The following is a 25,678-nucleotide window of genomic DNA, read 5'->3' as shown; positions in this document are numbered from 1 at the left end:
AAAAATCCCCTCCATGCCAACAGGAAGGAAGATGCAATTTCCTGTCTGCATAAAGGGGATCTGCAATCAAATTTTGGCTGACTCATCGCTTTCTGTCAAACATTTGCCCGTGCCTGTCGTGACTATGCCTGGCCGCATCTCTTATTTTCCGGTCTGGATCGGGACCTCCCATTTTGCATCGTGATGCTCCGTATACTTTTTGTCGTAGGAGATGATCAGTTCCTTCGGCAGTTTTTTGACGCCCTTTAGGAGAAGTCCACCGTTAATATGAAGCTGTCCGTTTTCATACTTTCTTTCATCGTTGAGGAATGCGCTATCGTATTTCTTGCCGCTTTCATCCGTAATGACTCCGAATGTGGACAAGGGGTTCATCGGTGCCGTTCCGTTCCCAATCGTAGCCTCGACTCTGACGATGTAATGATCAGGTTCGTCGGCTTGGTTCTTTTCATGCTGAAATGTGTAGCGATTGCCTTGTTCCTCTACCGTAACCGGGGCTTTCTCAAGCTTCGCAAGGTCGAGCTTTGCCTGGAACGCTGCCGGCTCCTGTTTATAGACAGGGCCAAGCCTGAGAATCATGTTCTTCGTTTCGTCGATCGGTTGGAAGTAGTGGAAATCCCTTACGCTTTCCCCGATTTCCTCAGAAGGACGCCACTTGCTCCGTCTCGGATCGCTCATCAGATTTTTCCTTTCCCCGTTTTTTCCGTAAATAAAGCCAGGGGCCCAAGCTCCCAGAACAGAACCGTGTTCATCCACAAGCTCAAAGCTGTATTCCATCTCTTTTGTGTTCCGGTCAACGACCAGCTCGACACCGGTTGGCGCAAACGTAATCTGCTTGACGTCCAGCTTCAACCCTTGCGGAGTGGTATAGCTCTTGTTTACAGCATACGTTTTGGTCGCCGCTTTCGCTTTTTTGAGGTCCACCGGAACCTCCAGCTGCCAGTTTCCGTTTGTCTCGCCGATTTTTTTGATGTCGAATGCTACAATCAGCTCATCCGGAAGCCCTTTGCCGCCGTTCAGGCTGCTGAGATCGTGTACCAGCTCCATGTAAGGGCCATCTTCGTTCACGCCTTTACCCGTGCCTTTTCCCGTAAGCCCCCATTTCAAAGCTCCTTTTTCTGTCGAAGAATGCAAAACATTCCCTTGTTTATCCTTGATCGTGATTTGTCCTTCCTGATAAGCATCCCAGTGCGATTCCTTTTTATTGCTTTTATCCTTAATGGAAGTCAGAATGCATATGCGAAAGGGATCTGCTACTACCTCATGGACTGTCAGGGTAAACCCTTGGTCGGCAACACTTGCATTCGGTGTTTGGAGAAATCCTTTCTTGGCGGCTTCCTCAATGCCATCGTCACCCAGCCTGGTAAGCAGGCCGTTGCCCGCAACGCCCACAGGCTCCGCTTTGTTCGTCGGACTGCTGGCAAATACGCCGTTCACATAAGTAGAAAACGTCGGTGAATACATCATGCCGCCGGAAATGACTACTGCCAATGTCGCTGCGGCTATCGTTGTCTTTTTCATAATATCCAGACTCCTCTTTTTCCAAATAGGCAACTGCCTCGTATCGGCAGCCCGGTGCAGCATTTTCACTGGATGCGCGGGAAGGGCGCTGATGATCCTGCGGTCCAAATCCTCGGAAAGGGGTTCTTCCACGAGGGCCTTGCCCGCTTCCTCCAGCTCGTCGACCCATTGCTCCAACTGTCGTTGGCAGTGCTTGCAATGATCGAAATGCTGCTCCAGCTTTCTTCTGTGTTCCGGAGATAGTTTGTCTTCCATGTAGTCGACCATGAGTTCTTGCGTCAGGCATTTCAAGTGGATTCCCTCCTTATTTTTCGCTTTTGCTCAGGCGGTCTCGAAGCTTTCTTCTCGCGTGGGAAAGGCGCATCCTCACCGTATCGACAGACAGCGACAATCTGCTGCTGATCTCCCTGTAGCTCAAAAATTGGAGATAGTGCATATCCAGCAGCGTCCCGTAGTCTTTATTCAGCGCCATGATTTGCTGCCGCAAAGCGACCCGTTGCTCTTTTTCCAAAAAAACTTCCTCCGGGATCGGAGATTCGTCCTTCAGTTCACTGCTCACCTCGGCTACACCAGGCATTCGTTTTCGCTTTCGCAATTCGTCAATGCCCCGGTTCATGGCGATTCGATAGAGCCAGGCCGAAAAGGAGTGTCCCGGTCGATAGTCGGGCAGACTGTAGTACGCCTTGATAAACACTTCCTGCACGATGTCCTCGACTTCATGGGAATGCCCCATCGCTTTTCGCAGAATCGAAGCGACTTTTCCCTTATACCTGTTGACGATCAGAGCATAAGCTTCTTTGTTTCCTTGAAGTACCTCCGCAATGATCTCCCGATCGTCCTGCATGTTTTTACCTCCTCGCAAAAAGGTTGCTGCGCAGCCGTACCTTTTTGGTTGTACACTACTATAGACGAAAAAGGGAGCTGCCCCCTCTCATAAAAAATTTTAAAGTAGGGAAATTTGTTCATGATACAAAAAAAATTCATGTCACCTTTTGACATGAACAAGCTATTGACGGAGTATAACAGAGCCGTTTTCAAGAAGACTCTTTTTCTCCACAGAATATCGAGTAGGAGGGGGCGACTAACCCCCGTCCTCTCACACCACCGTACGTACCGTTCGGTATACGGCGGTTCACCAAGCTTGACGAATTTGAGAATATCGTTGCACTAAGCTTTTCAGCCCTTGTTGTTGCCAGTAGGCAATGCCGAGGGCTTTGTGTATATGCGGAGACTTTGTGGTACGCCATGCACCCTTGCGGGTATTTGCAATTTCAATGGCTTTTACGTGAGATATGCCAAGAGAACGAAGTTCTCGATATCTGGTTCTCACGCGTTTCCACTGCATCCACAAACAAAGACGGAGCCTGCGCCTTGTCCATTCCTCAATGGATTTTAGAATGCCCTTCGCGTCTGCAAGGGCGAAATATCCAATCCAGCCCATGAGGTACTGATTTATTCTTTCAATCCGCTTCTCCATCGAGATGCTCCACACCGGATTCGTGATCGTGCGGATTTTCTCTTTTAGCTTGAGGAGGGATTTGGGGTGGATGCGAATCCTTGTCTGTTTTGCAAAGGTAAAACTAAAGCCCAAGAATTTTCGTTTCCATGGTCGGTCTATCGCGCTTTTCTCCTCATTTACTTTTAGCCTTAGTACCTTCTCCAAGTGGTTTTGAATACTCTTCTTCTTTTAAGCCCCAAAATTGGATTTGAGTCATACCCCCTTATCTTGTTAAGCTGATATCAGAAGAACAGGGGGATATTTTTATGCAACGGAGACGCTATTCAATCGAGTTCAAACAACAATTGATCCAGGAAGCCCACGAAGTAGGAAACGCTAGCCAAGTAGCCAGACGGCATGGGATAGACCCTAAAATGCTGTATCGATGGATACGTGACTCCAAACACGCAGATTGGCAGAATACGTCTTCCGAAGCTAAAGCTGTAACAAGCTATACACCAAGTCCAGGAGAGTTTCGGGAACTGGAAACGGAGAATGATAAACTGAAGAAATTACTGGGAGAAAAGGACTTGGAAATCGCGATCCTTCGTGATCTTGTAAAAAAGGTGAACCCAGCTTATCGGACAAAATGGAAATAGCCGACAAGTGGATACAGCTGGGGTACACAGCCAAACTAGTGCTACGTATTGTCGGCATCCTGGAAGCAACCTACTATTACCGAAAAAACAAAGCCTCCCAAAAACCTCGCGTTTATCACGGAGGAAGACCTATACCCGGTTATTCGTTGTCAAAAGACGGACAACCTGTCAGTGACGAACAAATCAAAGAATGGCTATCCGAGTTGATTGCCGATGAAGAATCTGCTTATGGATATCGAAAGCTTACCGTCTGCCTACGGCGAGACCACCAACTGGTCATCAACAAGAAAAAGGTTTACCGCTTGCTGAAAGAAGAAGAACTCCTGCAACCACAACGACAAAAGAAAAGGAAACATCCTCGAAAGTTGGCAAACAACCGAGAGATTACCGCTCCGAATCAATTGTGGGAGATAGACGTAAAATACGGATTTATCGTAGGAGAACAGCGTTTCTTTTTCCTGATGAGTCTCATTGATGTCTATGATCGAGCGATCGTGGACTACCATTTCGGACTGACCTGCGAAGGAAAACATGCTGCTCAGATTCTCCAACGTGCTTTGTGGAAACGGCAGCAATTCAATTGTGATGATCGCCCTGTTATCCGTACGGATAACGGTCCACAGTTTATTAGCCATGCCTTTGAAGAAGCCTGTCAGCATTTCCAAACGGTGCATGAGCGAATTCCTCCAAAGACACCCAATAAAAACGCTCACATTGAGTCATTTCACAGTGTTTTGGAGAAAGAATGTTTGCAGCGGAATGAATTTCAGAGCTATCAAGAAGCCTATGAAATCGTGACAAACTATCTGCTCTTTTATAATCAGCGACGGATTCATGGAAGCTTGTACGATTTATCACCTGTAGAATTTGGTAAAGCCTTTGCCTTGCAACTCATTACACCATTTGTTGTGAAAGTGTAGTATGGCAAAGGATTGCAGAATGATCCCTACTTCAACCTAGCTGACAAGCAGGAAGGAAAACGTCTGGGGTCAAGTGATCTCCTTGACGCTAGGCGTTTTCCTTCCTAGACTCCTAGGTGGTTGAAGGAGGGAAGAAGCATATGAAAATGCGAGAATAAGGGAGAAAGACTCAAATTTTAAGGGGTTAAACCGCTTTACTCGTTCCCCTGCCCGTTTTGTTTTCACGTAGATATTACAATCGTCTGCGTAGCGGCAGAAACGGTGGCCTCTCTTTTCGAGTTCCTTGTCCAAATCATCAAGTAGGATATTTGCCAAAAGTGGGCTTAACGGCCCACCTTGCGGTGTTCCTTCACTTGATGTTGTACAGACGCCATTTATCATGATCCCCGCATTCAAGTAGGAACGAATCAGTCTTAAAATTCTCTTGTCCTGAACTTTTCGAGCCACACGGCTCATTAGAATATCATGATTTACGCGATCAAAGAATTTCTCTAGATCGATGTCCACCACGAAACGATATCCTTCGGAGATATACGCTTGCGCTTTCCTTACTGCCATGTGAGCGCTACGTTTTGGACGGAACCCATAGCTAGATTCCGAGAAGGTGGGGTCGAAGATCGGCGTTAACACTTGGAGGATGGCCTGCTGAATAAAGCGGTCTACCACGGTGGGAATGCCTAATAACCTTACACCACCGTCAGGTTTCGGGATTTCGACTCTGCGAACAGGTGAAGGTCTATAGGTTCCCCTTTCCATCTTCTCGCGGATGGCTTGCCAGTGTTCACGTAGATAATCGCGTAGTTGTTCGGTTGAAACACCATCGACTCCACCGACACCTTTGTTTTCCTCCACTCGTTGGAGTGCCATCCGTAAGTTTTCCCGTGATAAGACTTTTTCCAGCAAATCCATAATGATGTTCCTTCCTTCGCACATGCGGACTCCGTGCTTGCTGTACGATACTCAGCCCTCTTTTGTACCCTCGGGGCTTCACCCCTGCTCTTCAAAAGTAGTTCCTTGACAGAATTCTGCTTCGACGTACCGTATCAAAAGACATGGATCGCATGCTGACTTGATGTTCGGCCCTTCCCCATTCAAGCGTCCTCTACTCGGGTACTATGGCCTCTGCTGACTTCTGCATGTTCAGCGTCTCCTTACGGAGACGGTTACCAACAGTTGAAGGCGTTTCATGCAGACCTCCCCAGGTAAGAACGATAACTTTCATCCCATGTACCTGCCCAAGTTTACTACTGTATCCCTTGGCTGTATGGGGCTTTGTCTTGTTTGGCAGACTCGCCCGGATACAACAGCCTCAAATTGGGTTCGTGTACCTCAGGTCGGGATTTTGCCGCCGGCTTCCTTCAGATTCGACCTCGCGGTCGACACCCTTGCCTTGAGCTAACGGTTGGTACAGCCAACCCCCGTTCGGGACTTTCACCCTATAGCTATCGCCCATGCTGGGCGCACCAAAAAAAGAAGCAGACGAAATTTCGTCTGCCTCTTCTCTTTTTACCACCAAACCCAGAATACGAACACGATAATCGCGATCAGGATAAAGGTCAATCCGGCGAAAATCGAAATTCGTGCAAACTCGTGTCCCTTTTGGTCCATGTGCATCCAGAAGAACAACTGGAACAGCGCCTGGACAAATGCGAGACCGACGATAAACGGAACCGTAAATCCGACCGGAATCGCTTCAAAAGCTACAGCGGCAAATGCCAGTGCGGTCAAGACGAGAGATGCAATAAACGCAATGACATGCTTTTTCGCACCATCGTGCTTTACCTTGGGCTTACGCGGTTCATCATGTACATGTGCTCCCATCGTCTTATCCCACCTTTCCACCGATCATACCCATGAGATATACCACGGTAAAGATGAATACCCACACGACGTCAATGAAGTGCCAGTACAGGCTGGCTACGTAAAACTTCGGAGCCGTTACCACTGTCAGACCTTTTTTCACGGTCTGCAGTTGAACGGTCAAGATCCAGAGAATCCCGAATGCCACGTGAGCTCCGTGGAATCCGACCAGCGTATAGAAGGCCGATCCAAATGCACCGGAAGTCATTTTATGTCCCATGTGGACGTAGTGCATAAACTCGTAAATCTCCAAAGCCAGGAAGCCGAGGCCAAGGATAACCGTGACAGTCATCCAGGCTTGCATTTTTTTCAGGTCTTTCTTGTGCAAGGCCAGAACCGCAAACACGCTGGTAAGCGAACTGGTCAAAAGGAGCAAGGTAGCCAACGCCACAAGCGGCATATCGAACAGCTGCTGGGAGGTTGGCCCGCCATTTGTCTGGTCGCGCAGCGCGATAAACGTCGCAAACAGCGAACCGAACAGGACGGTCTCTCCACCAAGGAAGAGCCAGAAGCCGAGAATCTTGTTCTTGCCTTCAAGGGTGGCTTTTTCCGGTTCATCAGGCAGAACCGCATTTACGTGATGGGTCGCCATTACGCCTTAACCCCCTTTTCTTCGATTTCATCTGGTTCGATATGGTAGCCAGGGTCGTCTTTCAAAGAACGCATCAGCATGCATCCGAACGTAATTACCATACCAATTCCGACTACAACGTAATTGTGGTACATGAAACCGTAACCTGCGATGAACAGGCCCAGAGACATGATGAACGGCAGGAAGGAGCCATTCGGCATATGAATCGAACCAAGCGGTTCTGCGTAAGTCATGCCTTTGTTGCCAGCCATTTTTTCTACCCACAGAGCATCCAGACCGCGAACAAGCGGAGTTTGCGCAAAGTTGTACTCCGGCGGCGGAGAAGGAATCGACCATTCCAGCGTACGGCCATCCCACGGATCCGCAGGCGCGCGCTTGGAGCTCTTCGCGGAAACGTATGCATTGACAAGGAAGAGAATCGTACCGATCGTCATTCCGAAGACACCGATGGTACTGATAAAGTTGCCCAGTTCCAGACCTTGGCCAGCCAGGTACGTAAATACGCGACGCGGCATACCCATCAGGCCGAGGAAGTGCTGCGGGAAGAAGGTCAGGTGGAACCCGATAAAGAAGGTCCAGAAGTTCCATTTCCCGAGCGTTTCATTCAGCATTTTGCCGAACATTTTTGGCCACCAGTAGTAAAGACCGGCGAACAGACCGAATACGAGACCACCAACGATTACGTAGTGGAAGTGAGCAACTACGAAGTAGCTGTCATGGTATTGGTAGTCAGCAGGCGGAACCGCGAGCATAACCCCTGTCATACCACCAATTGTAAAGGTCGGGATAAAACCAACAGCAAACAGGTTTGCGGTAGGGAAGCGAATTTGCCCGCCCCACATCGTCAAGAGCCAGTTGAAGATCTTGATACCGGTCGGAACGGCAATCAGCATCGTTGCCAGACCGAACAAGGTGTTGGCGATCGGACCCATACCAGTCGTAAACATGTGGTGCGCCCACACCATGAAGCCAAGGAAACCAATCAGTGCTGTCGCAAATACCATGGAGCTGTAACCAAACAGGCGCTTTCTGGAGAAGGTACTTACTACCTCGGAAATGATACCGAAGGCAGGAAGAATCAGAATGTACACTTCGGGGTGACCGAAGATCCAGAACAGATGCTGCCAGATAACAACGTTACCACCTGCATCAGGGTTGAAGAACGCTGCCCCGAACAGACGGTCGAACATCAGAAGTACAAGGCCGACGGTAATCGCCGGGAAAGCAAACAGGATCAATCCGGATGTCACGAAGGACGCCCAGGTGAACAGCGGCATGCGCATGAAGGTCATGCCCGGTGCACGCATGTTGATGATGGTTACCAGGAAGTTGATACCACCGATCAGGGTACCCAGACCTGCGATCTGCAGACCGAGTACGTAGAAGTCGATCCCGAATCCACTATATTGATTCAAAGCAAGAGTTGCGTAGGACGTCCAACCGGCATCCGGCGCGCCGCCGAGGAACCAGCTTGTATTGATAAGGACGCCCCCGAAGAAGAAGAGCCAGAAACCGAGTGCGTTCACAAACGGGAACGCAACGTCCCTCGCACCGATCTGAAGAGGTACGATCGCGTTCATCAGTGCAAAGATCACCGGCATCGCTGCCAGGAAGATCATCGTAGTTCCGTGCATGGTGATCAGTTCGTTAAACGTCTTCGCACCGACCACTTGGAGCTCTGGATACATTAATTGCAAGCGAATAAGCAGGGCTTCAAGACCGCCGGCCAAGAAGAAGATCCCACCGGCGATCAGGTACAGAATGCCGATTTTCTTATGGTCCACGGTAGTGAGCCAATCAGCGATTCCCGACCGCTTGGGTGCATGAGAAGCATGTGCAGACACGGTTTTACCTCCTTTTTAGCGTCACTGCCTCATGACGATTCCATTCATTAACTTTATCTTTTTATTTCCTGTACTTTGAGCGTAGACATGTACTCAACCAGCGAATTGATTTGATCTTCGCTCAGGTTCAGATTTGGCATGTTGTTGCCCGGCTTTTCTTTTTGCGGATCTCTCAGCCATTTGGCCAAGTGTTCAGCATCGTTAGGCATGATACCGGCTACGCGTTGGCGATCGGCGAAGTTTGTCAGGTTCGGCCCCAGTTTTCCGCCTTTGCCTGCGACAGCGTGACAGCCCAAGCAGCTCTTTTCGAAGATTTGTTGTCCTTGGACAGCGTTTGCAGAAGCTGGCGCTGCAGGTTCTGCAGATTGAACGCCCTTCATTTTTTCTGCCCAGGCAGCAAATTCGTCTTGTTCCAGGACGTCAACCTTGAAGTCCATCAATGCGTGAGACGCTCCACAGAGCTCTGCGCATTTTCCGTAGAAGACACCGGTTCTGTCAGCTTGCAGCCACATTTTGTTTTCCAGTCCCGGGTTGGTGTCGATCTTTCCGCCGAGGGCAGGGATCCAGAATGCGTGCATAACGTCAGCAGATGTCAAAGTGAACTGGACTTTTTGATTGACAGGCAATACCAGGTCTTGCGCTGTAGATACGCCAAGGTCCGGATACTCGAATTCCCACCAGAACTGGTGAGCGGTTACACGAACTTGAAGCGCTTCATCTTTGTTGTATTCTTTACCAAGAGTAAATCCTGTAGTAACAGTTGGTACTGCCATTACGATGAGCAGCAGGAACGGAATGACCGTCCAAATGATCTCCAGGGTATGGCTGCCTTCCACTTGTTTGGGAATGCCTTCCTGTCCTGGACGCTTGCGGTAACGAATAAGTACGTAGGTGAGGATCAGCATAACGACGATAAAGACCCCGATCATGATGGAAGCCGACAGCTTCATCAAGTCGAATTGCATGGCTGCAACCGGCCCCTGCGGCTGAAGTGCAGAGAGCTCTCTCATGCCGCAACCGGAGAGCGTCAGCGCCAGCAACCCAAACAGGAAAAGCTGACGCCATGATTGTTGCCAACTCTTCATACCAATGAACCCCTCTTTCTTTCATGTTGATTACGCCCTGTCGTATGTACGGCGGGAGCGTATATTTCGTACTCCTCCGCTGCCAATAAATAGTCGGAGTTGCTACTTTCCTCCACTATGATAACCAATAGCGAAAAGGAATAGCAACATCGGTTTAAAGACATTTAAAGAAGGAGTAAGGGCCGCAGTAAAATACTACCTTTGCGATTAACTCTTTCAGTATACATAAATTTATCTGAATATCGGAGTCCATTTGTTATAATTCTGTTAACAAATTTATGAACATTTTCGTAAAGTTTACTACCAGCAGACGGATATTCAGGTAGTAGAAGGGAGAAATGTGATAGTTTTGGCTACCAACACATCCAAACGAATCGCTTTCCTTACAGGAAGTTCCAGCGGTTTTGGGCTGCACACCTCTGTCGCTCTCGCCAAAGCGGGCTTCTTCGTCATCGCCACGATGCGGGACATCTCAAAGCGTGAAGAGCTTGACAAGCTGGCTGCCCAAAATGGCGTAACCGACTGTCTGGAAGTCGTGCAAATGGACGTGACCCGGCCTGACGAAGTCATAGCTGCAGTCTCCGGCGTGCTCGCGCGTCATCAAAACATTGATTTGCTCGTGAACAACGCGGGCTTTGCCTGCGGCGGCTTTGTCGAAGAAATCGGGCTTGCCGCATGGCGGGAGCAATTTGAAGTCAACGTGTTCGGATTGATTTGCGTGACACAGGCCGTTTTGCCCCATATGCGCGAACGCCAATACGGCACGATCATCAACATAAGCAGCATCAGCGGGCGAATCGGCTTTCCCGGTTTGGCCGCCTATGCCGCTTCCAAGCATGCGGTGGAAGGCTTCAGCGAGTCGCTCCGTCTGGAGATGCTCCCGCATGGCATCAATGTCGTCCTGGTCGAGCCGGGCTCGTACAAGACAAGCATCTGGGAAAAGGGACTCGGAAATGCCCCCTCTCGCCCCGCTTCTCCCTACAGCAGGCAAATGGAGTCCCTGACAACTATGGTAACCAAAATAGCCGAGCGGGCCCCTGCCCCGGATGAAGTGGTAGAAGTAATCGTTCGCGCGGCTCTGGCTCCACGGCCTTCCTTCCGCTACCCTGTCGGGAGCGGGGTCAGGCTTTCCATCCTCGCCAAGCAGTGGCTTCCCTGGCGCTGGTTTGAGACGCTGGTGAATAAGCAGATGCGGCCGCCTCGTTCATGAGGCGGCTGATGGCGATTTCACCGGAGCGGAAGGCTGCTTTGGCAGATGAGAGACATAGCTGTGCAGGACCATGCCGATCATGACGACGAGCATGCCCGTACCGGACCACAGCGAGGGCAGCGGGGCCGCGAGAATCGCGATTTCCAAAAGGACGGCAAAGACGACCTCCGCAGACTGGGTAGCTTCTACCGCGGCCAACTGAACCGGATTGCCCTTGACCAGATCTGTAGCCTGAAAGAACAGCACGGTCGCGATAATTCCCGATGTGATCGCGACGAGCAGCGACTGCGCCAATTGACCCATGCTGGGCATTCCCGCCGTCGTCACGCCAAAGCCTGCGAGGACCAGCCAAAACGGCAAGCTGGCAAGCGTCATTCCGAGAACGCGCTGATACGCGTCAATTCGCCCACTGGTCAAGGCCATCATTTTCCGGTTCCCGAGCGGATAGGCAAACGCTCCGATCACGACCGGCACGATCCCGTACAGCACCTCCGCCGCTCCCAGCATCTTCGCCTCGTGCAGTTGCATGATCGCCACTCCCGCCAAAATCAGGACAGACATGGCCAGCCCCTTGTACGGGATCCTCTGCCCGAAAAAGGGTACGAGCAGCGACCCGGCGATGATCGTGATTTGCCAGGTACCGGCGATCAGCCAGCCAGGACCGTATGCAGCGGCAAAGCTGAGCGGAGCATAAAACAAGCCAAACCCGACAAAACTCCAGAGCAGCCACTGCCACGGATGCTTCCGCATTTCCTGCCACAGCGGCCCAAGGTTGCCCCGGATGGCCACGATCAGCAGCAGAAACGGCACCATAAATAGATAACGCAGGGATGCGCTCCAGATCCAGCTTCCTCCGTCCAGCTCCATCGCTCTGTTTAATACAAATGTAAAAGCGAAGAAAAATGCAGCGACAATTCCAAGTACAATCGCCTTCAAATGTTGACTCCCTCTTTCCAGTTCCACTCTCTGAAGATTCTCAATTGTAAGCATATAACTCTGCAGTCTCGCTGTCAAAATCCCGAAAAAAATAGAGCACACCTTTTGAAAGATGTGCCCTATGTCTTTTCTGCACGTCCGCTCTTGATCAGGGAGACGTGGTGAATGTATTCAACTGCACCAAACAGAATCGCAGTAAAACCGGCACCGATCAGCGTGATTCTCGCTCCCACCAAGAGGCCGCTGCTCAGCCAGACGACCAGAAAAGCCAAAATCATATCGGCTGCCGTACTCATCCACAGCGTCCCGCGCCGAAGCAGCAATAGCTCCAGCATATGTCCGGCAACGCCAAGCACCAGGCCGACGCCGATGGACTGGTAAAGGGTTGCATAGTCTACCTCGGGGAACAGCGCATCGGCCAGGACGACTACGAGCGGAGCAGTAATCAGCTTGACAAGCAATCCGTACACAGGCATGCTTCCTCCTTTTTCAGGTTTTCACAGTATGCCCGTATACAGAATCGCTTAGTCGAAGCAAAAACAGCCGTTTGTTGTGCCGTGGGATGTCATCGAGCCCCTCCCACGCGCCCTATGATTGGCTGGACCGCTTCAACTAGGCGGCTTCCTGCTCTCTTTCTCGCGGGTAAGCCAAGGTTACGATCAGGCTGACTGCCGCCAATGCGAGCAGAATGACGAAAATCTGGTGCAGCCCGCCGGCTACCAGCTCCCTCACTGTTTGCAACAGCTCCTGCGGCAGCAGGCTTGCTTCATGCGGATTCAGGATCTTGTTGACGTCGATGTTTTCCGCTCCGGGTGCGCTCTGTACATAAGAGTTCAGCAAGGTTCCAAACAGCGCAATCCCGAGGGTTTGTCCCAACGTGCGGATAAAGGAGTTCGTAGAAACGGCAACACCGCGCAAATTCCAGGACACACTCAGTACCGCTCCGGTAAAGGAAGTAAAAGCGAAGCCAAAGCCTAGGCCAAACAGGAACGTAATCCCGTACAGCATGACATGAGGTGTCGCCGGTTCAATCATGGACAGCCAGACGGTAGCGACAATCAAGACGCATACGCCAAAGAGCGATGTCGGCCGAATCCCGATCTTGGCCAGCAGACGCCCGCTCAGCGCAGCACCAATCGGCCAGCCAACGGACATCGGAATCAAAGTCAGCCCGGAACCGGTCGCACCCAATCCGTACACGCCCTGAATCCACAGCGGAAGATAAAACGAGACAGCCACCAGCACGGAAGCGAGAAGAAATCCGGCGAAGTTCACGATGCTCATTTTCCGAATCGTAAACAGCTGCAAGGGAAGCATCGGCTCCGGCGATCTTTTTTCCAAGTAGATAAACAGCAGGAGGCCCAAAGCCGAAAAGATCAGCAGACCGACGATCAGCGGCGAACTCCAGGGATGTTCAGTCCCGCCGCTCAACAACGCATACAGCAGCGCGGAAACGCTGATCGTAAAAACTGCTGCTCCGGCATAGTCGATGTGCTTGCGGACTTTCTCGATATTTTCATGCAGGTACAACCAAATCAAAACGATGGAGACAATGCCAAACGGGATATTCATGTAGAAAATCCAGTGCCAGGAAACATAGTCGACCAGAAGGCCTCCGGTCAACGGCCCCAGGATACCGGATATGCCCCAGATGCCGCTCATCCACCCTTGTACCTTTCCTCTTTCCTCAAACGGGTAAATATCGCCGACAATCGTATACGTAATCGTAATGATGGCACCCGCTCCCAGTCCCTGAAAGGCCCGGAACCAGATCAATTGCTCCATCGTCTGAGACAGGCCGGACAGCGCTGATCCGAGCAAAAACAGGATCGCCCCAATGTTGAACACAGGCTTGCGCCCAAACAAGTCGGCAAGCTTGCCGTATATGGGCGTCGTCACCGCCGAGGTGAGCAAATAGATCGAAACGACCCAACTGATCAAGTGAAAGCCGCCCAGGTCGCTGACGATCGTCGGCATCGCCGTACTGACGATCGTTCCCTCAATAGCGGCCAAAAAGGTCGCAATCATAACCGCAATCGTCACATTACGCTTATTTGTTACAGGTTTCATCCGTATTTCCTTCCCTCCACATAAGCCAGACAACATTCCGATCAAGGGTGTTGTGTATGCCGTTGTTGTTGCTTGAATTGCTTTATGGTACGGGCACTAGTAAAAAAAGTCAATAAAAAAACCTGCGCCGATTGCACTCGGCACAGGTTTACCTTTCCCAAACGGATCAATTACTTTTCGGTGCTTCCGTTTTTGGGGTTTCTGTTTTCTGCGTTTCCGTTTTCGGAGCTTCAGTTTTCGGAGCTTCCGTCTTCGGTTCTTCTTTTTTGGAAGCTTCCGTTTTCTGTTCCTCCGCTTTCGGCTCTTCCTTCTTCAAGGAGAGCGACGGATCGAGATATTGCACCCCAAACTTTTTCTCCAGGCCGTCCAGCCATTCGTCCATGTACTTTTTGCGTTTGGACGCATTCAACTCTTCAACGATCGTAGGACGCAACTGTTCCAAAGCAGGCGCGGGATCTCCGAAGTTGCTCTTGTATTTATTGTAGTAGTCTTGGATTTCTTCGTCCGTTACCGGATATGCTTTTGCGAATACCTTGTCCCTCAAAAGAAGTGTCCGCAGCGTACCGCGGAAGCTTGCTTCGGTGTAGCCCTGTCTTTTCAGCGTTTTTTGATAAACTTCCTCGGAGCCGATCTGCTCTTTCAGCTTGTTGATTTCCTGATCGACTTCGCTTTCCTGGACGGACACGCCGAGCTCCTTGGCTTCTTCCACCACCAGATTGCGGCTGACCAAAATGCCAAGCGTCTGTTTTCCGTAGCTTTCTTTCATATGCTCGTAGAGCTGCCCCTGCGTAATTTGAGATTTGCCCGTAGTTGCAATGACAGGATCATCAGCCGGCTTCAATGCAACGCCGACAATCACAAGAGCCAAAACCAGTATGGCTATGGTTAGCATGGATAAATCGAACTTCTTCATCATTGGTCCTCTCTTTCTTCTCTCATCCCTTGTGCCATTATAATAGACACAGAGTACGGAAGAAAGATGGAATCCTTTTTCCACAACCTTTCCACAATGCGAACCAGCACGGATTACATGAAGTATTTGGTGAAAAAAGAAGAGAGAACGGAGGCGATTACCGGTCCCAGGACGGCCCATACTCGTAAAAATCTCTCTTGTTTTCTTTTCTTGTCTCCTTCTATGAGCTGTGTGAGTTTTTCCATATCGCTTTTGTCATTGTCCAACATCTGCAAAATAATTTCCTTCTCTTTCGATCCCCGTTTTAGCTCAAGCTCTGTCTGCAATTTGGTTATCGCTTGCAAAAGTTCTGAGCGCGATTCTTCCATTTTTACCAATCGATGCTCAATCCGTTCCAGCCACTTGGTCGCTACCGTCATCTGAACTTCCAGCTTGTCGATCCGTTCTTCGAATTTGTCCAATCGTTGTGAAATCCGCAGTACATTCTCCTGTTGCGTCTTCTGATGCTCTGGCGTCAAGGTCCCACCCCCTCCGGACTCATACTACTTGTATATGCCGTCTCGCTTTCATTGCTTGTACCGCTGACCAGATTTTTCATTATTTCTATAAAAAATGTGCAACGGAGCGGAATGGAAAGAACACGTTATCCAGTACAAACGGACCTGGTCCAAACGGGCCTGGCACACTTCAAAATGGCAATAAAAAAAGCCCGCTATAGGCGGACTTTCTCCAGCCACTGATAGAGAGGGCGAAGCGACCTCTTCGCATCCTCGTAGCCGAGCGTGTACAGCTCCATCAAACGATTTCGGTTCCTCTCCACACGCCGGATGTTCATCGGTCTGCTCGGCGCTATGACAAAGGCCCGTTGTTCCTCACGGAGTTGCCGGATGCGGGCAAGCGTATCGTTGTAGCGCCGATGGTGATCGAAAACGACCCGCATCAGATGCTTGTAGCGGGGAAATAGCCGGTCTGTGGCCCACGCGAGATTGGCTGGCTGCCGGATGAATTCCTCCGTACCTGTCCGCACGATGATGTTCCGCTCGTTTCCATCCTCTATCGCCTTGCCGATCGGTATCGGATCTGCCAAGCCGCCATCGAGCATTTTCGCCCCTTGAACACAGACCGTTCCCGATAGCAGCGGGATGCTGCACGAAGCGCGAACCGCAAGGAGAAACAGCTCTTGATCGTGCTCGTCCTTGGAAAAGTAGATGCTCTCGCCTGTCTTAAAATCAGTCGCGGCGACAACCAATTTCTCCGGTGCTTGCGCAAGTCCCTGAAAGGAAGAGGTGAGAATCCGCCGGGGAAGCTCTTCAAAAATGAAGTCCATGCCGACCATGCAGCCATGCCGATACAGATTGCGCAGAGAGAAATGCCGCATGTCGCACAGATGCTCGATAAACATGTATTTCCCCACTCCCTTTTCCCTTGCCACGTAAGCAAGGGCATTGCAAGCCCCTGCGGAAACAGCGATGATGTACGGAGCAATCAGCTCGTGCTCCAGAAAGCAGTCGAGAACCCCCGACGTATAGATTCCGCGCATGCCTCCTCCCTGGAGAACCAATCCGAAGCTGTCCATCTTTTCTCCCTCCTGTGAAACAAGCCTCGCATGAACATGTACGGATATAGTATCTGTGGGAACAGGAAGGTAATTCACCGATTTACACCTGAATTTGCCCGGCCCTGCCCCATTCGCTCGTTATTTTGCTTGTGGGCTTTTTCCTTTTTGGAGGCCCTCACTCTGTCGGTCAGTTGTGTACAATCTTCTATATCACGAGAATCGGTGAAAAACCCGGTTGGCTTGATTTACCAGGAACTTGTCAACGTTTTGGAATAATCTCTTCGTCCCCTGCGTTGGCGTTTCTAGTATGATAGGGCTAGTGAACGCAAAGGGGGCTTTCTTTTTTGAAACAGCGAATTGCCTGGATTACAGACAGCACGGCCGTTGTACCCGATGAATTGCGGGAGAAATACGACATCCACGTCGTTCCCTTGGACGTTATCTTTGAAGACGGCGCCTACGCGGACGGGATTCAATTATCTTCCAGCGAGCTGTATGAAAAAATCGACCACTCCAAAACCGTACCGAAAACCTCGCAACCGGCAATCGGCAAATTTGTCGAGCTGTATGAGCAACTGGCGGAGGACTATGATTGCGCGATCGCCATTCACCTTTCCAGCCAATTGAGCGGCACGTACAATACAAGCAAATCAGCCGCTGCCATGAGCGAGTTTCCCGTCGAGCTCGTCGATTCCCAAATCGTCTCTTATCCGATCACCACCTTGCTGTTGAAAGGGATTTCGCTGGCGGAGCAAGGCATGGACTATCGGGAGATAGCCGCCACCCTGAGGGAAGAGGCGAGCAAAAACGAAAACTACATCGTGATCGGAAAGCTGTCACAGCTGCATAAAGGCGGGCGGTTGTCAAACGCTCAGTTGATCGTTGGCACGCTGCTTCAAATCAAGCCGATCTTTTGCATCAGGAACGGTGTTGTCGAATTGTTCGAAAAAGTTCGAACCGAAGGAAAAGCCTTCCGGCGAATCATGGATCAGCTTGACCTGGCCCGGGGAATCCACAAAATTACCCAAGTGGAAATTTTGCACGGCAATGTCATGGACAAAGCGCTGGAATTAAAGGAAACGATCAAAAGCAAGTATCAGGATATCGAGGTGCTCGTGTATCCGCTCAGTCCGGTACTGGGCGTTCACGGCGGGCAAGGGACCATTGCTCTGACATGGACCAACGAGCCCAAGTCATCTTGAGCGAATGTCATCGATAAACGACGGCAGGCACGCATGAAAGCCGGAATGGGACTGGCAGCAGCAGGCTTGATTGAAAATCAAAGGGTAGACAGAAACAGGCACCGCTCTGATTTGAGCAGGTGCCTGCAATGTTTTGCCTATGCTTTGCTTCTCGCGTGATTACTGGCGGACTGCAGCGACCAGAAAACGATGGCTCGGGATGTCGATATATCCGTCTTTTTCCATCCGACAGTGCATCTCCCACAAGCCGTCCGCGTAGTTCTCCAGCGAAAAGTCTGGTATCTGCCACGGAACCGCACGGAGATAGTAGACTACCGCTCCTACATCGTAAAACCGGGTCGGCACCATCTCCTCGCGGCAATCCTCGATGGCAAAGCCCGCCTCTTTTAGCTGCTTGACTGCGTAGTCTGCATTCCAATGCAAATATTCCTCTGGAATGGGCGCCCCGAGGAGCCGGTTGAGCAGCAGATCGTTTTCTCCCCCGACCTGCTGCGTCAGAAAGGAAGCCCCTGTTTTTGCGATACGGAATACCTCGGCCGCATCAAAAGACTCGTGCCGATTGATAACCAGGTCAAAAAATTCATCTGCAAACGGCAGGGCGTCCTCCCCATCCGCTTCGACTACCGTAATGCCCAGAGGCTCCAGCCTGCCTTTGGCAACCGCCACATTGGGCTTGTAGCCTTCCGTGGCGTATGTTTGAGCGGGAAGCGGCTTTAGCATGGAGAGAAATTCGCCTCCCCCCGTACCCATATCGAGCAGGCTGCCGATCTCCGGCAGCTTGCGCATGACGAGGCCGGTGTAATTCCAGGAAAGTGGCGCTTCCTTCAACCGTCCTGTTTTCCCGACGTAGGAAAAATCCCAGCCTTCAAACGGTACTTTGGCTTCTTCGAGCAACCAGTCAAACCATTTTTGTCGGTCCATTTTTTCCTCCTCTTTCCCCAAAAGAACTTCTATATCCAGGAGTTCAGCGCCAACGCACACTTTCATAATTAATGAATGTGATTACTTTTGCTTTCTCTTTTTGGCGGCAAGCAGCCTGTTGAAGGTCTCTCCAGTCTGCTCCGTCCCCTTGCTCTCTGCTTGAGGCTGGTCCGACTGGGGAGCACTGGACGGTCGTGAGGAATCTGCAGACGGCCCCAGCCCGCTCGCTGGTGTGCCAGTCCCTTTTTTCCCGCGCTCGGTCTTTGCCCTGTCCAGTCTGTCAAAAAGCGAACCGGCGGATGTGCCTTGATCCCGGGCATTCAAGCCTGCGGAGACATTGGCAGCGTTGGAGCCAGTGGCTCCGTTGGAACTAGTGGCTGCATGGGAGTCATTGTCCAATTGTCCTCCGGCCTGATTGCCCAAGTTCGTTTGGCTGGTTGAAGTGCTATGACTGCTCTGGCTGGTTTGGCTGGTTTGGCTGCCTTGCCCGTCTTGACCGCTCTCGCTGCTTCTAAAACGCTGTCCCCGTTTCTCCCCGAGTCGAGCAAACACGGCGGCGCTTTCCGTCTCTTCCACAGCTTCTGCAGTCCTTCGCTTCCGAAGCCATCCAGTCACCCTTGCCCACCAACGCTCAGGGAGCTGCAAGCGCCTGGCCGCAACGTCGAGAGGCCACAGGAGAGCCGCAAGCATCAGCAGCCAGTCGCCGATCGGCTGTGTTTCCCATTTGGCAGGAAGCTTTCCGGTAAACACCTCTGCCGGATCGGCAATTCGTGTGCCGCCTCCAGCCAAAAGCCACTCCTGCATCCGCCCTTCGCCGTCCTGCTGCAATCCGAACTCAGGCGAATACGATACGCTTAGCCCGGCTGTCTGCCCGGCCGTCACCTTTCCATTCGCTTTCTCCGTCACTTGAATCAGGTAGCTGCCCGGCTCAGCGGCGTCAAAGCTTCCTTCCAGTGTCCCTGGAGCGACAGGTTTCAACCGGACCACTTCCCGCTTCATCTCCCGGTTGACGACGACAGCCTCCAGCTCCTGCGGCAGCTTTTCGCCTTTTGGCAAGGATACCGTCACTTTTCCTCTGGACCCGTCAAGCTGCGTCTCGACCTGCCAACGTCCGGTCTCGACCTGGGGCAGCGTCCAGCCGACGATCTCCGTCCAGAGACGGCTGTTGCCCGGCCATGCGACCCAATCCGGTCCCCATTTGCCTTCCAGATCGCTCGTCCAGGCGACGGCTCGGCCCAAACCGTACTGCCAACGGCTGAGGATCGGGTCGGCGTCCTGGCTCATCAAGACCGGCTCTGCCGTCTGCTTGAGCGTCGTCGCCACATAGGCGCGAAGCAGCGGAAGCGGCTGCCGGAGCGTCCCCCAGTCGCCTGCCCCCGTGCGCTCGGGGTATTGCGGTTTTTCAACGATAAACGTCCGGCTGGCGAGGGCCGTTTCCTTGCTGAAAATCTTCGGAATCGAGGTCGCGTCGCTCGCAAAGTAGTAGCGTCCTTTTCCCCAATCGGCGATGTCCTGCAAGAGCCCTGTGTCGGAATCATCCCCGACCGCAACGGTCGAAACCGTGATGTTTTCCCCGATCATCTGCTCCAGCATGCCTTGGTAATTGTCTTCGCGGCCGGATTGTCCGTCTGTGAGCAGGATGACGTGCTTGCGCTTCGTCTTCATTGTCTTGATCCGGTCGTAGGCCATCTGCAGCGCCGGGAATATATCGGTGCCTCCGTCTGCGTATATGCTCCCGATCTGCCCCTGGATCGCAGGCAGATCGGTGACGTTTTGAGGGGCCACCACTTCCCACGGGCTGCCGTCAAACGCGATCACACCGATCTCGTCCTGGCGGTTGAGCATGGTCGTGGCCCGGATCGCGGCTTCCTTCGCCAGCTCCATTTTGTCGACGCCATACGCATCGGATGCCATACTGCCCGATTTGTCGATGACCAGCATAAGTCCCAGCGTAGGCTGCTCTTCCTTGCTGCGCAAATCCATATGCACGGGAAGCGCCTCTTCGATCGGAGTCTGGAACCAGCCGCCCATACCGAAACCGTCGGAGCCTCCTGTCATGATCAACCCGACGCCAAGATCGCGGACAGCCGTTCTGATCCGCTCCATATCGGCATCGCTGACCTGTGTTGCGGCCAGGTCGGCCAGGATGATGGAAGCGTACTGCTTGTAGCCTTCCAGCTCTTTTGGCAGCAGCGCCACGTCCTTCGTCTCAACCTTGATATTGCCAGCCTGGAGAGCCTGGACGAGGTTGCTGGCGGCACCGGGATGTCCTTCCAGAACCAAAACAGACGGCGTCCCCGTCACTTGCGTATAGGCAAATGCCTGATTGTTGGCCTGCACCGTATCACGCTCCGGCTCGATTTCCACCCGGTAGCGGTGAAAGCCCTCATTCATAGCCTTTTGGGAAAAGAGAAAGCGGTTCCTCCCCTTTTCGACCTGAACGACTTGTGTCCCGGCTTCGCGGTTTCCTTCGTAGAGGCGAAGCACCGCTTTGGTCGCAACGGTGCTTTCCAGCTCAACCTTGATCGCGTATTCCTCTCCCGCGTACAGCCGATCCGGCACCTGAACGGCAGACAGCACGACCTCATCGCCCTGCGGCTGCTCGAAAAGGACGCTTTCTACCGCAATCCCCCGCTCTTTGGCCAGCTTGACTTCGCGCGCCGTATCTCCGTGCGTGTCCATCCCGTCGGTGATGATCACGATCTTGCCGCGGGCGCCGGTAGGAATCATCGCTTGCGCAAGCCGGATTCCCTCCGCCAGATTGGTGGCGTGGCGGTTTACTTCCACAAAGACAGGCTGGACCTGGCTGCTCGTCGTCAGCGGCTGATCTACCGCCGCGTTGGCCCCTGTCGCGACGATGCCGTACTGATCCTCTGCCCGCTTGCCTTCCACCGCTTCCCTGAGAAAACGGCTGGGCTGCTGATCGTCCTTGATCGAAGCCGAGCTGTCCCAGACGAAAACAACGGTCTCGGCCCGTACCGGGTAGAGAACCTGGATGCCGGCCAAAGCCAGAATCAGCAGACAAAAGACCGCTGTCCGGATCGCGGCGATAACGCTTTTGCGGCTGACTGGCATCTGCTGTTGCCCGCGCCACCAGTGAAGCACCGCGTATACCGCCGGGAGAAGGAGCAGCAGAAACCACGGTTGCTGTACGTCAATACCCACGGCGATACACCCTCCATTCCACAAACACAATCAAAAGCGCCAGCGCAGCGATCCAATACGTAAGCTCCCTTGCCCCCGTCGCCTGTGCGTTGCCGTCCAGGCTCTGTCCAGCGGCATCGCCCTCTATGCTGTCCTCATCGTTGTCCGTCCCTGCGGCTTTGCCAGAAGAGACACGCAGCATACGCGGAGCGATATCGGACTCCGCCTCGCTCATGTGGACGGCAAAATAGCGTTCGACAGGGGCCGACCCGCCGTCTGTTTCCTCTGTCAGCCGGTACAGCCCGGTCTGCTCGGGAACCTGGAACAGCCAGGTCGTTCCCTGTACATCCAGCGTTTGCGATGTGCCGTCAGGCAGCGTCAGCACCCGCTTGGCCGCGCCTGGCGTCAAGGAGACCGCAAGCGCTTCGCCCGGCAACGCGGGACCAATCGGGACGCTTTGCACCGAAGAGAGCCAGGTGACGGCATTTTGCATGAAGATCGGGAAGGCGGGCCGCAGCGGCAAATCGGAGTCGTGCAGGTCAAAGCCGATGATGACAACTTTTTTGCCCTCCAGCGTACCTGCTGCAATCAACTCGTTCTCTCCCGCCCGCACGAGTGTGCGCAAGCCGGGAATCGAACCCCAGACAGCGCTTTTGGATACATGCACTTCCCGCCAGTCCACGTACTTCATCAGCGGGTCATCCGCCTGCACGGATTCGAGATTGCCAGTCACCTCCGCCACTCCCTGGTACGGAAGCCAGTCCGTTTTTTTATCGGGCGCGATCAGCAAGATGTTTCCCTCCGGCAGCTTGTCCGGAACCACACCGTCAAAAATCCACAGATCGGCTGCGCCGCTTTTCCCGCCCGGCAGTGCCGTCTCAGTCTCAAGCTCTACGGTTCCTACCGTTTGCAGGGCTTGATGGAGGAAACGGTTTCCCCCTGGACTCACCAGTACGGCCCGGCCTTTGCCCGAACCATACGGAACGCTCCAAGCCTCGTTGTCTTCGGCCAGACCGTCCGCCTCCGCTGCAATTACGGCCCGGTACGCAGGCATCGCGGGCAATCGTTCAAAGGCAACCGTCTGGGAAGCTCCCGCCTCGACGGAGAACGTGCCTACGTCGAGCAAATTTTGGTCAAGCCCGAAGATCGAGATATTGCCTTTTTTCGGTTGCGACCCGTGATTGTCGATGCGCAGCAAGCCTTCCGTGCCTTCGCTTCCGGTCTGTGTGACGAAAGCGCCGACAGCCACGTTTTCCGTGGAGCGGCCGGCAGCATGGAAACGGAACGGCCCCGGAATGGAAACCGCTGCAGCGGTGCTCTGCCCCGGCTCGTGCAGATCTTCTCCCCCGCCGTCGCCAAACCACATCACGCCGCTTCCCTCTTCCGTTGAGGCGATGGCTCCCGCCAGGGAAAGGGCTGCGTGCTGATCAGTCTCTCCGGGCCTTGGAGCGAGCGAGTGGAGCGCCTGCAAAACCTTCTCTTTCTCCGTGCTTTTGGACAGCCACACCTTTGGCTCGCGACCTGCCTCGATCAACGTCACGGCCTGCCCGCTGCCCAGATTTTCCACCGCCTTTTCCGCTTCTGCCACGGCCCTTTGAAAGCGGGTTTGCCCGCCTTCCCTGGCCAGCATGCTGCCCGAAGTATCTACAACCAAAATCGTGTGTTCGGCTATCGCTCCGGCCATCGGCACAGCCGGGCGGACCAAGGCAAGCACCAGCAGGATGGCCGCCAGCAGTTGAAGCAGCAAGAGCAGGTTTCGCTGCAGCTTCTCCCATGGCCGAACGGCCTCCCAGCTCTGCAGCGTCCGCTGCCATAGCAGGGTGCTGGGCACCTCTACATCTTCCACCTTTCGCTTCAGGAGATAGAGAGCCGCGATCGCCGGCACGATCAGCAAAAAACCGAGATTGCCTAAAGCCAACCACTGCATCAAAGCTCCTCCTCCCTAGCGAATCATTCCTGCTTGCCGAAATACTTGAAAGACAACTTCCTCCAGGGGCGTCTCCGTTTTTACATCGACGGCGGAAATCCCCCTGCGGTAAGCAAATTGCGCGAGTGCGGCCTGGTAATCCCGGACCGTTTTCCGATACTCGTCCATCAAGACGTGGGTTACGGAAATCTCCTTACCCGCCCCCGTCTCGCTGTCGATCAGGCGCAGCTCCCCCTGGTACGCGGGTTCGCGCTCTTCCCGGGACAATAGCTGCACCAGTGTGACATCCTGCCGGGTCGCCTGCAGATAGGCGATTGCGTCCTCGTAGCCGGATTCAAACAAGAAGTCGGACAGAACGAGGGAAACGCCCGTCTTGCCGTGGACAGCACCGGGCGAGCGCAGCGCTTGCTCCAGATCGCCCGTCCCACGGACCGAAAGCGAGGCGAGAAAGTCAAAAAGCTGTGCCGCCTTGTTTTTTCCCTGCAAATTTCGCAAGGAGGCGATGATCTCCCGGTCGAAGGCGTACACCGAAACGTAATCGAGATGGCACAGGGAGATGTACCCGAGGGCCGCTGCTAGCTGCACGGCACGCTCCAGCTTGGGCGGCTCCCCGTAGCCCATCGATTTGCTGCAGTCAATGTAAAGCGTGACGTGCAGCTCCTGCTCGTCCAGGAACTTTTTGACGAACAGCTTGCCCGATCTCGCATAGGCATTCCAGTCTAGCTGGCGCAGGTCGTCTCCAGGCGCGTAGGCCCGGTAATCGGCGAATTCAAGCGAGCTCCCGGTCTGCCTGGAACGGCGTTTCCCGACCTGGGTGCCGCTTGCCAACCGTCTGCTGAGCACCTGCATACGCTCCAATCGGCTCAGCCAGGCCGGGTCCAGAAGGTGTTTGTTCATGCCCGTTCCTTCTCCAATCCGGCCAGAATCTCCTGGACGATGCTATCCGGGCGAATTCCGTTTGCCTCCCCTTCAAAATTGAGGAAGACACGGTGGCGCAAAGCAGGCAAGGCGACTGCGTCAATATCCTCAAAGGAAAGGTTGAATCTGCCGGATAGCAGCGCTCTCACTTTCGCCAGGGCGACCATCGCCTGCACGCCGCGAGGCCCCGCACCGGAACGGACATAACGGTTGACGGAGTGGATCGCCTGCTCGCCCGGATGGGTCGCCAGCAAAAGCTTCACCGCATAGCTGAGTACCGCATCTGCGACGAGAATGTCGCGGGCCGCTTGCTGAATATCGGCAATCTCCCGCGCCGATGCCACTTTCTCGACAGAAGCTCCCTGGCCCGCCGTCGTCCTGAGCACGATCTCCTTCAGCTCGTCCGCCGTGGGAAACGGAACTTCTATTTTCAAAAGGAAGCGGTCCATCTGGGCTTCCGGCAGCGGATACGTCCCTTCCTGCTCCAGCGGGTTTTGCGTAGCCAGAACAAAAAACGGATCGGGCAGCGCCCGAGTCACGCCCCCCGCGGAAACGGTTCGCTCCTGCATTGCCTCGAGCAGGGCGCTTTGCGTCTTGGGCGTCGCCCGGTTGATTTCATCCGCCAGAACGACGTGGGCAAAAATCGGTCCTTTTTGGAACTGGAACGACTGCTGTCCCGTTTCATCTACGCTCAAAATGTTCGTGCCGGTAATGTCCGTCGGCATCAGGTCGGGCGTAAACTGAATCCGTTGAAAGGACAGCTCAAACGCTTGCGAAAGCGTCTTGACCAGCAGGGTCTTCCCCAGTCCCGGCACGCCCTCCAAGAGTGCATGCCCTCCTGCAAATACCGCCCACAGCAGCTGGTCAACGACTTCGCGCTGGCCAACCAGAACCTTTCCGATTTCCTCGCGAACTCTCTCCACTCGCTGGAGGCATTCTTCCCATGCTTGTTGCTCTGCCATA

The 25,678-nt window shown here is 53.2% G+C and carries 22 protein-coding genes and 1 pseudogene; 4 read left to right on the top strand and 19 right to left on the bottom strand.

Going from position 1 to position 25,678, the window contains the following annotated elements; genetic code table 11:
- Positions 1–141: 141 nt before the first annotated feature.
- The 3 genes from V5G20_RS05580 to V5G20_RS05570 all read right to left on the bottom strand — a co-directional run bounded on the left by V5G20_RS05580 (position 142) and on the right by V5G20_RS05570 (position 3,181).
- On the bottom strand, positions 142–1,809 hold the full coding sequence (locus tag V5G20_RS05580; protein ID WP_251237982.1) for a DUF4179 domain-containing protein: 1,668 nt from the start codon (positions 1,807–1,809) through the stop codon (positions 142–144).
- 13 nt (positions 1,810–1,822) lie between these two features.
- The gene (locus tag V5G20_RS05575) at positions 1,823–2,362 is read right to left on the bottom strand and encodes an RNA polymerase sigma factor (protein WP_122958205.1); all 540 of its coding nucleotides are present in this window, start codon (positions 2,360–2,362) and stop codon (positions 1,823–1,825) included.
- A 288-nt stretch (positions 2,363–2,650) separates the two neighbouring features.
- Positions 2,651–3,181, bottom strand: a complete 531-nt coding sequence (locus tag V5G20_RS05570) for a group II intron maturase-specific domain-containing protein (protein WP_338463256.1) — start codon at positions 3,179–3,181, stop codon at positions 2,651–2,653.
- A 101-nt stretch (positions 3,182–3,282) separates the two neighbouring features.
- Between V5G20_RS05570 and V5G20_RS05565 the strand changes: the two genes are divergently transcribed.
- Positions 3,283–3,615, top strand: a complete 333-nt coding sequence (locus V5G20_RS05565) for a transposase (RefSeq protein ID WP_025848869.1) — start codon at positions 3,283–3,285, stop codon at positions 3,613–3,615.
- A complete protein-coding gene (locus V5G20_RS05560) occupies positions 3,606–4,535 on the top strand; it encodes an IS3 family transposase (RefSeq protein ID WP_283858068.1) in 930 nt (309 codons plus the stop codon). Before V5G20_RS05565 ends, V5G20_RS05560 begins: the two co-directional genes overlap by 10 nt.
- Before the next feature lie 189 nt (positions 4,536–4,724).
- On the opposite strand, the pseudogene ltrA reads toward V5G20_RS05560, so the two are convergent.
- The 5 genes and pseudogenes from ltrA to coxB form a co-directional block, all read right to left on the bottom strand.
- Positions 4,725–5,444 (bottom strand): annotated as a pseudogene (gene ltrA / locus V5G20_RS05555) (group II intron reverse transcriptase/maturase); the annotation flags it as partial.
- Between the two features lie 597 nt (positions 5,445–6,041).
- Entirely contained in the window at positions 6,042–6,356 is a 315-nt protein-coding gene (locus tag V5G20_RS05550) for a cytochrome C oxidase subunit IV family protein (RefSeq protein ID WP_003391766.1), read from the bottom strand.
- Positions 6,357–6,360: 4 nt separating this feature from the next.
- The gene (locus tag V5G20_RS05545) at positions 6,361–6,987 is read right to left on the bottom strand and encodes a cytochrome c oxidase subunit 3 (RefSeq protein ID WP_003391767.1); all 627 of its coding nucleotides are present in this window, start codon (positions 6,985–6,987) and stop codon (positions 6,361–6,363) included.
- On the bottom strand, positions 6,987–8,831 hold the full coding sequence (gene ctaD / locus V5G20_RS05540; RefSeq protein ID WP_003391768.1) for a cytochrome c oxidase subunit I: 1,845 nt from the start codon (positions 8,829–8,831) through the stop codon (positions 6,987–6,989). The genes V5G20_RS05545 and ctaD overlap by 1 nt, the downstream gene beginning before the upstream one ends.
- Before the next feature lie 53 nt (positions 8,832–8,884).
- Positions 8,885–9,916 carry a cytochrome c oxidase subunit II gene (gene coxB, locus V5G20_RS05535; protein WP_003391770.1) on the bottom strand — a complete coding sequence of 344 codons (1,032 nt, stop codon included), beginning with the start codon at positions 9,914–9,916 and terminating at the stop codon, positions 8,885–8,887.
- A 340-nt stretch (positions 9,917–10,256) separates the two neighbouring features.
- On the opposite strand from coxB, the gene V5G20_RS05530 reads away from it, so the two are divergent.
- Positions 10,257–11,126, top strand: a complete 870-nt coding sequence (locus V5G20_RS05530) for an SDR family oxidoreductase (RefSeq protein ID WP_081924230.1) — start codon at positions 10,257–10,259, stop codon at positions 11,124–11,126.
- On the opposite strand, the gene V5G20_RS05525 is transcribed toward V5G20_RS05530, so the two are convergent.
- From V5G20_RS05525 to V5G20_RS05500, 6 genes are all read right to left on the bottom strand, one after another.
- Entirely contained in the window at positions 11,121–12,062 is a 942-nt protein-coding gene (locus V5G20_RS05525; protein ID WP_003391774.1) for a multidrug resistance efflux transporter family protein, read from the bottom strand. The genes V5G20_RS05530 and V5G20_RS05525 overlap by 6 nt on opposite strands.
- 119 nt (positions 12,063–12,181) lie before the next feature.
- Positions 12,182–12,538 carry a DUF2512 family protein gene (locus tag V5G20_RS05520; RefSeq protein ID WP_338463254.1) on the bottom strand — a complete coding sequence of 119 codons (357 nt, stop codon included), beginning with the start codon at positions 12,536–12,538 and terminating at the stop codon, positions 12,182–12,184.
- Between the two features lie 136 nt (positions 12,539–12,674).
- Positions 12,675–14,132 (bottom strand): MDR family MFS transporter, encoded by a 1,458-nt coding sequence (locus tag V5G20_RS05515; protein ID WP_171505793.1) that lies wholly within the window; start codon positions 14,130–14,132, stop codon positions 12,675–12,677.
- Positions 14,133–14,298: 166 nt separating this feature from the next.
- The gene (locus tag V5G20_RS05510) at positions 14,299–15,048 is read right to left on the bottom strand and encodes a SurA N-terminal domain-containing protein (protein WP_081924232.1); all 750 of its coding nucleotides are present in this window, start codon (positions 15,046–15,048) and stop codon (positions 14,299–14,301) included.
- Positions 15,049–15,158: 110 nt separating this feature from the next.
- Complete coding sequence (locus V5G20_RS05505; protein WP_003391780.1) at positions 15,159–15,563, bottom strand: hypothetical protein; 405 nt, start codon at positions 15,561–15,563, stop codon at positions 15,159–15,161.
- Positions 15,564–15,757: 194 nt separating this feature from the next.
- Positions 15,758–16,621 carry a patatin-like phospholipase family protein gene (locus V5G20_RS05500; RefSeq protein WP_003391782.1) on the bottom strand — a complete coding sequence of 288 codons (864 nt, stop codon included), beginning with the start codon at positions 16,619–16,621 and terminating at the stop codon, positions 15,758–15,760.
- 326 nt (positions 16,622–16,947) lie between these two features.
- Here V5G20_RS05500 and V5G20_RS05495 point away from each other — a divergent pair, with 326 nt between their 5' ends.
- Positions 16,948–17,805, top strand: a complete 858-nt coding sequence (locus tag V5G20_RS05495; protein ID WP_338463253.1) for a DegV family protein — start codon at positions 16,948–16,950, stop codon at positions 17,803–17,805.
- 159 nt (positions 17,806–17,964) lie between these two features.
- Here the strand turns inward: V5G20_RS05495 and V5G20_RS05490 are convergent, their stop codons facing one another.
- The 5 genes from V5G20_RS05490 to V5G20_RS05470 form a co-directional block, all read right to left on the bottom strand.
- Positions 17,965–18,726, bottom strand: coding sequence for a class I SAM-dependent methyltransferase (locus tag V5G20_RS05490; protein WP_172920668.1), 762 nt, complete (start codon positions 18,724–18,726; stop codon positions 17,965–17,967).
- An 81-nt stretch (positions 18,727–18,807) separates the two neighbouring features.
- Entirely contained in the window at positions 18,808–21,891 is a 3,084-nt protein-coding gene (locus V5G20_RS05485) for a VWA domain-containing protein (protein WP_338463251.1), read from the bottom strand.
- Complete coding sequence (locus tag V5G20_RS05480) at positions 21,881–23,797, bottom strand: vWA domain-containing protein (protein ID WP_122958209.1); 1,917 nt, start codon at positions 23,795–23,797, stop codon at positions 21,881–21,883. The genes V5G20_RS05485 and V5G20_RS05480 overlap by 11 nt, the downstream gene beginning before the upstream one ends.
- Before the next feature lie 15 nt (positions 23,798–23,812).
- The gene (locus tag V5G20_RS05475; RefSeq protein WP_243014962.1) at positions 23,813–24,694 is read right to left on the bottom strand and encodes a DUF58 domain-containing protein; all 882 of its coding nucleotides are present in this window, start codon (positions 24,692–24,694) and stop codon (positions 23,813–23,815) included.
- Positions 24,691–25,677, bottom strand: a complete 987-nt coding sequence (locus V5G20_RS05470) for an AAA family ATPase (RefSeq protein WP_171505796.1) — start codon at positions 25,675–25,677, stop codon at positions 24,691–24,693. The genes V5G20_RS05475 and V5G20_RS05470 overlap by 4 nt, the downstream gene beginning before the upstream one ends.
- Between the last annotated feature and the right edge of the window lies 1 nt (position 25,678).

It is taken from the genome of Brevibacillus borstelensis, from assembly GCF_036700025.1.
Lineage (GTDB): Bacteria > Bacillota > Bacilli > Brevibacillales > Brevibacillaceae > Brevibacillus > Brevibacillus borstelensis.
The sequence above is the reverse complement of the archived record's forward strand: the minus strand, read 5'-3'. Positions and strand labels throughout refer to the sequence as shown.